The 10,657-nt window shown below is 68.9% G+C and carries 8 protein-coding genes and 1 pseudogene; 7 read left to right on the top strand and 2 right to left on the bottom strand.

Annotated features, from left to right (window positions below; all coding sequences use genetic code 11):
• The 7 genes and pseudogenes from WDC82_RS24780 to WDC82_RS24750 form a co-directional block, all read left to right on the top strand.
• Window positions 1-267 (top strand): annotated as a pseudogene (locus WDC82_RS24780) (hypothetical protein); the annotation flags it as partial.
• 130 nt (window positions 268-397) lie between these two features.
• On the top strand, window positions 398-2,344 hold the full coding sequence (gene ftsH, locus WDC82_RS24775; protein WP_340120135.1) for an ATP-dependent zinc metalloprotease FtsH: 1,947 nt from the start codon (window positions 398-400) through the stop codon (window positions 2,342-2,344).
• Between the two features lie 133 nt (window positions 2,345-2,477).
• Entirely contained in the window at window positions 2,478-3,635 is a 1,158-nt protein-coding gene (folP, locus tag WDC82_RS24770; protein ID WP_340120134.1) for a dihydropteroate synthase, read from the top strand.
• Between the two features lie 106 nt (window positions 3,636-3,741).
• Window positions 3,742-5,088: a phosphoglucosamine mutase gene (gene glmM / locus WDC82_RS24765; RefSeq protein WP_340120133.1), complete on the top strand. Its 1,347-nt coding sequence runs from the start codon at window positions 3,742-3,744 to the stop codon at window positions 5,086-5,088.
• Between the two features lie 26 nt (window positions 5,089-5,114).
• Window positions 5,115-5,489, top strand: coding sequence for a CidA/LrgA family protein (locus tag WDC82_RS24760; protein ID WP_340120132.1), 375 nt, complete (start codon window positions 5,115-5,117; stop codon window positions 5,487-5,489).
• A complete protein-coding gene (locus WDC82_RS24755; RefSeq protein WP_340120131.1) occupies window positions 5,486-6,205 on the top strand; it encodes an LrgB family protein in 720 nt (239 codons plus the stop codon). The genes WDC82_RS24760 and WDC82_RS24755 overlap by 4 nt, the downstream gene beginning before the upstream one ends.
• Before the next feature lie 216 nt (window positions 6,206-6,421).
• Window positions 6,422-8,275, top strand: a complete 1,854-nt coding sequence (locus WDC82_RS24750) for a helix-turn-helix domain-containing protein (RefSeq protein ID WP_340120130.1) — start codon at window positions 6,422-6,424, stop codon at window positions 8,273-8,275.
• A gap of 347 nt (window positions 8,276-8,622) precedes the next feature.
• Here the strand turns inward: WDC82_RS24750 and WDC82_RS24745 are convergent, their stop codons facing one another.
• Both WDC82_RS24745 and WDC82_RS24740 read right to left on the bottom strand, forming a co-directional pair.
• The gene (locus WDC82_RS24745; RefSeq protein WP_340120129.1) at window positions 8,623-10,131 is read right to left on the bottom strand and encodes a tripartite tricarboxylate transporter permease; all 1,509 of its coding nucleotides are present in this window, start codon (window positions 10,129-10,131) and stop codon (window positions 8,623-8,625) included.
• Between the two features lie 7 nt (window positions 10,132-10,138).
• Window positions 10,139-10,600 (bottom strand): tripartite tricarboxylate transporter TctB family protein, encoded by a 462-nt coding sequence (locus WDC82_RS24740; RefSeq protein WP_340120128.1) that lies wholly within the window; start codon window positions 10,598-10,600, stop codon window positions 10,139-10,141.
• Window positions 10,601-10,657 lie beyond the last annotated feature (57 nt).

Raw genomic sequence — 10,657 nt, 5'->3', positions numbered from 1 at the left:
GCCGGCGAGGCGATGACGGTGGGTCCGCTCGGCAACGCCGGCTGGCGGGCGCTGGCGAAGGCCCTGGAGGCGGCCGGGGCGGGGGCCCGCGCGGCACGCATTCCGGCCCCCGCGCGCGGCGCGCTGCCGGCCCTGAGGGATGCCGCCGGCCTGGTGGCGGTGCCACCGCTGGGCTATTTTCGGGACCCTCAGGCGGCCAAGCGGTTGAAAGAGTGCCGTTTTGCCCCCGCGAACGGGTTAACCAACTCTGCTTTTACGGTTGTTTAGACCGCAGGGCGCATTATCTTCTTAGGTCAGGCGGCCGGCGCGGTCGCCTGGGCATCTCGCTGTGACCGCCCGCGGAAAGCCGTTCGCGGGTGCGGCTGGGGTGCCTGGACGTTCAACAGGGAATCAGGCCGTGAATTTCAGCCGCAACGCAGCGCTGTGGATCATCATCGTTCTGCTGCTGTTTTTTCTGTTCAACTTTTTCCAGAGCAGCATGACGCGGGGACCCCAGCAGGAGATCCCTTATTCCACCTTCCTGGAGAACGTTCAGAGCGGCCAGGTCGGCAGGGTCGTCATCCAGGGCAGCGAGATCACCGGTACCGACCGCAACGGCACCGGCTTCCAGACCCGCGCCACCGACAACCTGGAAGGCCTGGTCCCGGCCCTGCGCGAGGGTGGTGTCACCTTCGAGGTGAAGCAGGAGGAGAACAACTCCTTCCTCTCCAGCCTCTTGATTTCCTGGCTGCCCATGCTGCTGCTGATCGGCGTATGGATCTTTTTCATGCGCCAGATGCAGGGCGGCGGCGGCAAGGCGATGGGCTTCGGCAAGTCGAAGGCGCGCCTGCTGACCGAGAAGGTCGGCCGCGTCACCTTCGACGACGTCGCCGGCATCGACGAGGCCAAGCAGGAGCTGGAAGAGGTCGTCGAGTTCCTGCGCGACCCGCAGAAGTTCCAGCGCCTGGGCGGCAAGATCCCCAAGGGCTGCCTGCTGGTCGGCCCGCCGGGCACCGGTAAGACCCTGCTGGCGCGCGCCATCGCCGGCGAGGCCAACGTGCCCTTCTTCACCATCTCCGGCTCAGACTTCGTCGAGATGTTTGTCGGCGTCGGCGCCAGCCGCGTGCGCGACATGTTCGAGCAGGGCAAGAAGAACGCCCCCTGCATCATCTTCGTCGACGAGATCGACGCGGTCGGCCGCCACCGCGGCGCCGGCCTGGGCGGCGGCAACGACGAGCGCGAGCAGACCCTGAACCAGCTGCTGGTCGAGATGGACGGCTTCGAGGCCAACGAGGGCGTGATCCTGATCGCCGCCACCAACCGGCCGGACGTGCTTGATCCGGCGCTGCTGCGCCCGGGCCGCTTCGACCGCCAGGTGGTGGTGCCGAACCCCGACATCGTCGGCCGCGAGAAGATCCTGAAGGTCCACATGCGCAAGGTTCCGCTGGGCCCCGACGTGGAAGCCAGGGTCATCGCCCGCGGCACCCCCGGGTTCTCCGGCGCGGATCTGGCGAACCTGGTGAACGAGGCCGCCCTGCTGGCCGCCCGCGCCAACAAGCGCGTCGTCACCATGGCCGACTTCGAGAGCGCCAAGGACAAGGTCATGATGGGCGCCGAGCGGCGTTCCATGGTGATGAGCGAAGAAGACAAGGAGATGACCGCCTACCACGAGGCCGGTCACGCCCTGGTCGGCATGTTCGTGCCGGGCAACGACCCGCTGCACAAGGTCACCATCATCCCGCGCGGGCGCGCCCTCGGCGTCACCATGAACCTGCCGGAGTCCGACCGCTACAGCCTGAAGTTCAAGGAGATCACCGCCAAGCTGGCGATGATGTTCGGCGGCCGCATGGCCGAGGAACTGATCTATGGGCTGGAGAACGTCTCCACCGGCGCCAGCAACGACATCCAGCAGGCCACCAACATGGCCCGCCGCATGGTCACCGAGTGGGGCATGAGCGACAAGCTCGGCCGCCTGCGCTACGTCGACAACCAGGAAGAGGTTTTCCTCGGCCACTCGGTCTCGCGCAGCCAGACCATCTCGCCGGAGACCGCCCGCCTGATCGACGAGGAGATCCGCCGGATCATCGAGGACGCTGAGGACAAGGCCCGCAAGGTGCTGACCGATCACCTCGACGACCTCCACAAGGTCTCCAAGGCGCTGCTCGAGTACGAGACGCTGTCGGGCGACGAGGTGCAGATCATCATCGACGGCGGCAGCATCGACCGCAGCGACGAGAGCCGCCCCGGCCCGACCGGACGCCGCTCCTCCGTGCCCTCCAGCGGCAAGGCCGCAGGGAAGGACAGCGGCAAGGACACCGGCGAAGCCCCCGGCGGCCTGGAGCCGGAGCCGCAACCCGGCGGCTGAGCCTGGGCGGCTGACGGCAGCAGCCCGGAACCCAGCGAAATCAAAGGCCTCCGCCCCAGAGCAGATCAGGGGCGGGGGCCTTTTCGTTTGCGGGCGTTCCCTTCGCGGCGGCCGGGGTCTATAAGCAGGGGCGATGACTGGCGAACTGACCTTGAGGCCGGTCGGCCTGCGCGGGCCGGCGGAAGTCGACGAAGGCACGGAGAACCTGCTGCGCCTGGCCGGCGGCCCCCTGCGCTTCAGCCACTGCGAGGCGATCTGGCGGGCCGGCCGCGGGGCCAGCCGCGCCGTGCTGGCGCTGGGCGACATCGTCCCCTGGGCGGAGGCGCGCGAGCCGGGGCAGGGCGCCCGGGCCCGGGCCCTGCTGGCACGCCTTGCCGCGCCGCGGGCGCCGCTTGCCGGCCCGACACTCGCCGGCCTGCCGCTCGACCGCCCGCGCATCATGGGCATCCTCAACGTGACGCCGGATTCCTTTTCCGACGGCGGCGACCGCGCCGATCCGCGGGTCGCCGTGCGCGACGGCCTCGCCATGCTGGCGGCCGGCGCCGACATCCTGGACGTCGGCGGCGAGTCGACGCGGCCGGGTGCGCAGGCGGTCAGCCTGGACGAGGAGCGCGCGCGGGTGCTGCCGGTGGTCGAGGCCCTGGCCAAGGCCGGCGCCATCGTCTCCGTCGATACCCGCCACGCCGCGATCATGCGCGAGGCGGTGGCCGCCGGAGCGGCCATCATCAACGACGTGACCGCGCTGGAGGGCGATCCGGACAGCCTCGCCGCGGCGGCCGGGACCGGCGCGCCGGTGATTCTCATGCACATGCAGGGCGAGCCGCAGACCATGCAGGCGAACCCGACCTACGATTCCGCCGCGCTGGACATCTACCGCTATCTCGCCGCGCGCCTGGAGGCCTGCGAGGCCGCGGGCATCCCGCGCGCCAAGCTGGTCGTCGACCCGGGCATCGGCTTCGGCAAGACGCTCTCCCACAACCTGCAGCTCTTCGAGGAACTGGCGCTGTTCCAGGGCCTCGGCGTCGCGGTGCTGCTGGGCGCCAGCCGCAAGAGCTTCATCACCAAGATCGCGCCGCAGGCTGATGGGCGGGGCGCCGGCCCCAAGCAGCGCCTCGGCGGCTCGCTGGCGGCGGCGCTGTTCGGGCTGCAGCGCGGCGTGCAGATCCTGCGCGTGCACGACGTGGCGGAGACCTGCCAGGCGGTCGCCGTGTGGCAGGCGGCCGGCGCCGTGCCCTCGCCGGCGGAGGATTTCGCCAGGCCGGCGGCGGGCGTCGGCGGGGCGCTGCTTTAACCCACTCTTAAGGGGAGGGCCTCTCCTTTAACGGAATTGACGGGCGCGCTCTGCTATAAGGACGTCGTTGAGATTTGAGCAGCCGGACTTGCACCAGGACCTCAGGATGACACGCAAGCTTTTTGGGACCGACGGGATCCGCGGCACCGCCAACAAGGAACCGATCACCGCCGAGACCGCCCTGGCCGTCGCCAAGGCGGCGGGCCGCCAGTTCATGCGCGGCGACCACCGGCACACGGTGGTGATCGGCAAGGACACCCGGCTCTCCGGCTACATGCTGGAGCCGGCGATGGCCGCCGGCTTCGTCTCGGTCGGCATGGACGTGGTGATGCTGGGGCCGCTGCCGACCCCGGCGGTCGGCATGCTGACGCGTTCCCTGCGCGCCGACCTCGGCGTGATGATCTCCGCCTCGCACAACCCTTACGAGGACAACGGCATCAAGCTGTTCGGGCCCGACGGCTTCAAGCTCTCGGACGAGGTCGAGCACGAGATCGAGGCGCGCATCGACAACGGCTGCTGCGAGCTGGCGCCGCCGCACCAGCTCGGCCGCGCCCAGCGCCTCGACGAGAGCGGCCACGGCCGCTACATCGAATTCGTGAAAAGCAGCTTTCCGCGCGGCCTGCGCCTCGACGGCCTGAAGATCGTGATCGACTGCGCCAACGGTGCCGCCTACAAGGTCGCCCCCAAGGTGCTCTACGAACTGGGCGCCGAGGTGGTGCCGATCGGCGTCTATCCCGACGGCTTCAACATCAACCAACGCTGCGGCGCCACCGATCCGGCGCGCATGCAGGAGGCCGTGGTGACCCACGGCGCCGACTTCGGCATCGCGCTGGACGGCGACGCCGACCGCGTCATCCTGGCCGACGAAAAGGGCAACGTGGTCGACGGCGATCAGGTGATGGCGCTGGTCGCGCGCTCGTGGCTGCAGGACGGCCGTCTCAGCGGCGGCGCGGTGGTCGCGACGGTGATGTCGAACCTGGGGCTGGAGCGCTACCTGCAGGATCTCGGCATCGGTTTGGTGCGCACGCCGGTCGGCGACCGCTACGTGGTCGAGAAGATGCGCGCCAGCGGCTACAACGTCGGCGGCGAGCAGTCCGGCCACATCGTGCTCAGCGACTTCGCCACCACCGGCGACGGCCTCATCGCCGCGCTGCAGGTGCTGGCGGTGGTGGTGCAGGCCGACGAGGCGCCCAGCGCGGTGACGCGGCTGTTCGATCCTCTGCCTCAGCTGCTGCGCAACGTGCGCTTCAACGGCGGCGCGCCGCTGGAAGACGGCGCGGTGCAGGCGGCGATCCGCGACGGCGAGAAGCGCCTGGGCGAGAGCGGGCGCCTGCTGATCCGCAAGTCGGGCACCGAGCCGCTGATCCGCGTCATGGCGGAGGGCGAGGACAAGGCGCTGATCGACCAGGTGGTCGGCAGCATCTGCCAGAGCATCGAAAAGCGGGCGGGCTGACTCATCAAAGGAGATAGGCTGGCGCCATGCTCGCCGCGCTGACCGCCCTGCTGCTGTGCCAGTTGTTCGGTGAGGCGGCGGTGCGCCTCCTCGACCTGCCGGTGCCGGGCCCGGTGCTCGGCCTCGTTCTGCTGCTGGTCCTGCTGGCACTGCGGCGCCGCGTGCCCGCCACTCTCGACAGCACCGCCGGCGGCCTCTTGAAGCACTTCTCGCTGCTCTTCGTGCCGGCCGGCGTCGGCGTGCTGCAGCACCTTCAGCGCATCGAGGCGGAGTGGCTCGCCATCGCCGCCGCGCTGCTGGTCAGTTCCGTTGCCACCATCGTCGTCACCGCCGCCGTCATGCGCGGCATGATCCGCCTCATGAAGCTCGACGATGAAAGCGCGGGGGGCGGAACTACGTGATCGCCGAGTTCAGCGACATCTGGGTCTACCTGCGCACCGGCCCGCTGCTGTGGCTGACGGTGACGCTCGCCGCCTACGTCGCCGCGCAGTGGCTCTACGAGCGCGCCAAGCTGAACCCTCTGCTCAATCCCGTCGCCATCGCCGTGGTGATGCTGGTGGCGCTGCTGACGGCGACCGGCACCGAGTACCAGACCTACTTCGAGGGCGCGCAGTTCGTCCACTTCCTGCTCGGCCCCGCGACCATCGCGCTGGCCGTGCCGCTCTACAGCCACTTCGGCAAGGTGCGCGCGGTCTTCCTGCCCATGCTGGTGGCGCTCCTCGCCGGCGCCGTGACGGCGGTGGGCACGGCGCTGGGTGTCGCCGCGCTGCTCGGCGCCAGCTTCGAGACCCTGGCCTCGCTGGCGCCCAAGTCGGTCACCACGCCGATCGCCATGGGCATTTCGGAGCGCATCGGCGGCCTGCCGTCGCTGACCGCGGTGCTGGTGATCCTGACCGGCATTCTCGGCGCCATGCTGGCGACGCCGGTGCTGAACGCGCTCGGCATCCGCGACTGGCGCGCGCGCGGCTTCGCCGCCGGCGTGGCCGCGCACGGCATCGGCACCGCCCGCGCCTTCCACGTCAGCGAGGTCGCCGGCACCTTCGCCGGCGTCGCCATGGGCCTCAACGGCCTGGCGACGGCTTTCCTGGTCCCTCTGCTGATCGACTGGGTGCGCTAGCAGGGCTGCTGAAAATGGCCTGACGGCCCGATGCACCTCGTGCTTCGAGACGCCCCCCCGGTGAACTCTATGGCCCGCGTGCTCCTCACGGCGGACAATTGGGACCGCAAATCAGGGGGTTGTCCGATTTGCGGGCGAGAGTGACCGAAAATCGCGCGTCGCCTTAACGCCAATGCCTGCTTGCCCGGGCAGGTTATCGGCTTAAGGTTTCATTCCATGGTCCATATTCGCTGCCTGCCGATCAGCCTCGTCCTGGCAGCCCTGGTCCTGATCGCCCTCCCGGCACCGCATGCCGTTGCCGAGGGGCAGGGGCAGGGGCCGGCGGCGGCGGTCTGTCCGGAGTCCAGCGGGACCGCCGTGCCGGAGTCCGGCGGGACCGCCGTGAACGTCCTCTCGCCCTCCCCGGAAGGCCGGGTGCGGGCGCTGGCGGCGGCGTTCTTCCGCGATCCCGGCGGCCGCGCTGGCGCGGCCAGCATCGCGGCGCAGGCTTTCCGGCCCGGCCCCTGCGACGGGATCTTTCCCGCACCCCCGCCCGGCGAGACGCTCTGGCTGCGCTTCACGGCTGCAAGGCCGGGCGGCGGGATTGCGGCAGGCGGTGTCATCCAGGGCGCATGGGCGGTTGCCTTCGCCGAGACCATCTTCGACGAGGTGATCCTGTACGAGCAGCGCGGCGCGGCGCTTGTCCCGCTGCTGCGCAAGGGCCGGACCGTTCCCACGGATCAGCGTCTGGGCGTTCCGATCAAGACCGTCCTCGCCTTGGACGTCGCGCCGGGCCGGGAGAAGACCTACTACCTGCGCCTTTCGGGCACCTTCAACCCCTCGGTGACGCCGCTTGTCGGGCCGGCGGAGCTGTTCGTCTCGTGGTCCGCGCTGTCGATGGCGATGTCGGCGGTCTTCCTCGGCTTCGTGGCGGCCATCGCGCTGGTCAGCGTCATCCTGTTCCGCCACATCGAGGCGCGGTTCTTCAAGTACTACCTGCTCTACATGCTGTGCCAGTTCGGCTATCCGTTTTTCTTCGACGGCTGGTTCAGCCAGATCTTCGGCTCCACTCTGCCGGTGACCGTGCTGATGCGCGCGGCTGACTTCTGGGCCGCTCTCGCCGTCTTCGCCAACATCCAGTACTGCCGCATTCTGCTGGAGATAGACGCGGACGCGCGGTGGCGCCGCGGACTGCTCTCGGCTCTGTCGGCGGCAACGCTGGCCGCCGGCGTTCTCGCCGTCTTCGATCCCTGGAACTGGGCCGAGCCGCTGCACCTCGCCTACTTCGGCAGTCCGATCGTTCTGCTTGGTGTCTGCCTGCTGAAGCTGCGCGAAGGGCTGCCGCAGGCCGGACCGATCCTGGGATCGCTGCTCTCGCTCACCCTGGGCCTCTTCGTCGCCTACTATTTCTTCAACAATCCGATCCCGATCGCCACGGCGGAGTCCGCCTTCGACCTCGTGCTGGCGCAGCCGACGGACTGGGCCTTCTACTTCGCCATTCTGGGCGAGGTGGCCTTCATGGCGCTGGCCATCTCGATCATGGTGAAATCGATCCGGGTACAAAGGCAGGCGGCGCTGCGGGAAGCGGCGGCGGCGCGCCGGACCGCCGCCGCGCAGGCCAAAGCCCTGCAGGCGAGCGGCGACCGGATCGAGGCGCTGGAAGCGGGCCTGCAGGCCCAGGCCCAGGCCCAGGCCCAGGCCCAGGCGCAGAGCCGGCCCGCCGCGCGCGGCTGGCCGTCTTTCGCACAGACCGCGGTCGAGCAGGTGCGCGAAAACATAAGCCAGGAAGGTTTCGGCAGCCGGCAGTTGGCCGCCGCCCTGGGGATGAGCGAAAAGACTCTCGGGCGCCGCTTGAAGGAGGACTGCAACCTGTCGCCGGCCGCCCTGATCCGTGCCGTCCGCCTGGACCACGCCCGGGCCTTCATTCACCAGCGCCGGCCCGCCACGGTCGCGCAGGTCGCCTACGCCAGCGGCTTCGCCAGCGCCGGTCATTTCGCCAAGCTCTACCGGCAGCACTTTGGAGAATCGCCCAGCGATTCCCTCAAGGCCGCGAAAGTCGGCACCCAGCCGCTGGCCGAAACGGCGGAATGACCGCGCGCTAATGGCAGAGGCGTACGGCGGGCGCGCGCTCGCGGCAAATGACGATGAAGGGATCACCGGGCGTCACCAGGAACGCCGCGGCACCCCCACGTCAACGAGGTTGCCGGCACCGTCGCCGGCGTCGCCAAGGGCCTCAACGGCCTCGCCACTGCGTTCCTGGTGCCGGTGCCAATCGGCTGAGTGCGCGCGGGGCTTCGGAAAGCTGCGGGTGGTGTCGGTCGAGGTATCGCTGCGGCTCAATCGAACGTCGCCTATGTGCCAGGAGGCGACGTTCTCTGCGCACGCGCAGTACGCTACGAAAAGAGCTGTCAGTACAGTGTTGGGATGGCCGCCGGCAGTCAGTTTTCCTTGCCCGTGTCACGCGCACGAAAGAAGCGGCGCTTCACTGTCGGTCCCAGGATCACGGCGAGCGTCAGGGCGACCAACACCAGGCTGGTTGTGTTGGCGAACAGCGTGGTCCAGTCGCCGCGGCCGATGCGCAGGGCGAGGCGTAGGTTTTCTTCGGCGAAGGCGCCAAGGATGAGACCGAGGACGACCGGCGGCAGCGGGAACTTCAGCTTGTCCATCACGTAGCCGACGGCGCCGAAGCCGAGCATCAGGTAGACATCGAACATACGGCCGTGGATCGAATAGACGCCGATCACCATGAGCACGATGATCACCGAACCGAGCAGCGGGCGCGGCAGCTTGAGCAGCCTCGCGAAGCTGTTGGTCGCCAGAGAACCGCCGAGGAAGATCAGAAGGATGGCGCCGAAGAGGAACTGCCACATGAATCCGAAGACTACATCCGGGTTCTCGCGGAACAGCATGGGCCCGGGCTGCAGCCCGTGCACCAGCAGGCCGCCCAGCATGACCGCAGCAACGGCCGTGCCCGGGATGCCCAGGGTCAGGGCGGGGATCAGGGCCGAGGCGGTGTCCGCGTTGTTGGCCGTCTCGGATGCCGCCACGCCCTCGGGCTCGCCATTGCCCCAGGTCTCGGGAGTGCTGCTGGCGCGGCGCGCCTCGTTGTAGGACATGAAGGCCGCCATGGAGCCGCCGGCACCGGGCAGGATGCCGATCCATATGCCGATCAGCGAGGAGCGCAGCCAGGTCTTCCAGAAGCGCCTCATCCGCGGCAGTGCGCGCCAGATGGACTCGGTCCCCAGTTTGCTGCCGGTAAGGGCTTCGGCCTTCAGCGGCATTTCCAGCAGATCGATCACCGGCGGCAAGGCGTAGAGGCCGACCAGCAGGATGACGATGCTGATGCCGTCCAGCAGCTCGAGCTGGCCAAAGGTAAAGCGGTCGGCGCCGTAGATCGGGTCGGAGCCGACGACCGATACGAAGACACCGAAACAGGCGCTGATCAGGCCCTTGATGGGACTGCCGCCGAGCAGGAATACGATGCTGCAGAGGCCGAAGACGGCGACCCAGAAGACCTCCGCAGGGCCGAACAGCAGCGTCACCTGAGAAAGCGGCGGCGCCAGCAGCATAAGCGCGAAAGCACTGGCGATACCGCCGATCGCCGAAGAGACAACGGCGACCTGCAGCGCGAAACCGCCCTCGCCCTTTTGCGCCATAGGAAAACCGTCGAAGGTCGTCGCGACGGCCGCCGGCGTGCCCGGGATGCGCAGCAGCACCGCGGGGATCGCCCCGCCGTACATGGCGCCATTGTAGATTCCCGCCATCAAACCCAGGGCCACCAGGGGCTCCAGGCCGAAGGTGAAGGGCACCAGGACCGAGATCGCCATGGTGGCACTGAGGCCCGGCATGGCGCCAACCACGATCCCGGCGATGACCCCGATTACGACCGCGAAGAAGTTGGCGAGGCCAAGGACCTCTGGCAGGGAATGCAGAAGATCGGCGTACATCGGGGGCTCAACTCCGCCAGAGGCGGCCGCTGGGGAAACCCAGGGACATCGCGAAATCGAATACCAGGTAGATGGCAGAAACCACGATCAGCGTCGCTACGACCAGCCCCAGCAGGTTGCGAAACCCGAAGGCATAGGCCACCAGCGGAATGGCCACCGCGGTGCTGGCATAGAAGCCGACGAAGTCGACCGAAATGGCGTAGCCGAAGATCAGCAGGAAGGCGCCGATGACCCGCTTCGGCGCAGCCGCCATGGGCTCGGCGGCCTCGCCGGCGGCGGCCTTGCGCTGGTCGGAGACCAGCAGGACCAGCGAAAGAACCATGAGGCCGACGAGCATGGCCGCCGGCAGCAGGGCGGAGATCGGCCGCAGTGCCGCGGTCGGCACCAGGAACGCGGCCGCGGCGGCGATTATGACGATGGCCGTCAATGATTCCGGGCGGCAGAGACGACTTAGAGGCGATTCGGGCATGGCCCCGACTCCGTGAGAGAGGAAGAAAGCGGCGCGAGGGGAAATCCCCTCGCGCCG

Origin of the sequence: Pelagibius sp. 7325 (assembly GCF_037652055.1) — a bacterium.
Taxonomy (GTDB): Bacteria; Pseudomonadota; Alphaproteobacteria; order Kiloniellales; family Kiloniellaceae; genus Pelagibius.
This window is presented reverse-complemented; position numbering and strand designations above follow the sequence as displayed.

Bases quoted from the DNA above. Each gene is read 5' to 3' on its own strand.
- glmM (WP_340120133.1), top strand. From the start codon at position 3,742: ATGACACGCAAGCTTTTTGGGACCGACGGGATCCGCGGCACCGCCAAC.
- folP (WP_340120134.1), top strand. From the start codon at position 2,478: ATGACTGGCGAACTGACCTTGAGGCCGGTCGGCCTGCGCGGGCCGGCG.
- WDC82_RS24760 (WP_340120132.1), top strand. From the start codon at position 5,115: ATGCTCGCCGCGCTGACCGCCCTGCTGCTGTGCCAGTTGTTCGGTGAG.
- WDC82_RS24745 (WP_340120129.1), bottom strand. From the start codon at position 10,131: ATGTACGCCGATCTTCTGCATTCCCTGCCAGAGGTCCTTGGCCTCGCC.
- WDC82_RS24740 (WP_340120128.1), bottom strand. From the start codon at position 10,600: ATGCCCGAATCGCCTCTAAGTCGTCTCTGCCGCCCGGAATCATTGACG.
- WDC82_RS24750 (WP_340120130.1), top strand. From the start codon at position 6,422: ATGGTCCATATTCGCTGCCTGCCGATCAGCCTCGTCCTGGCAGCCCTG.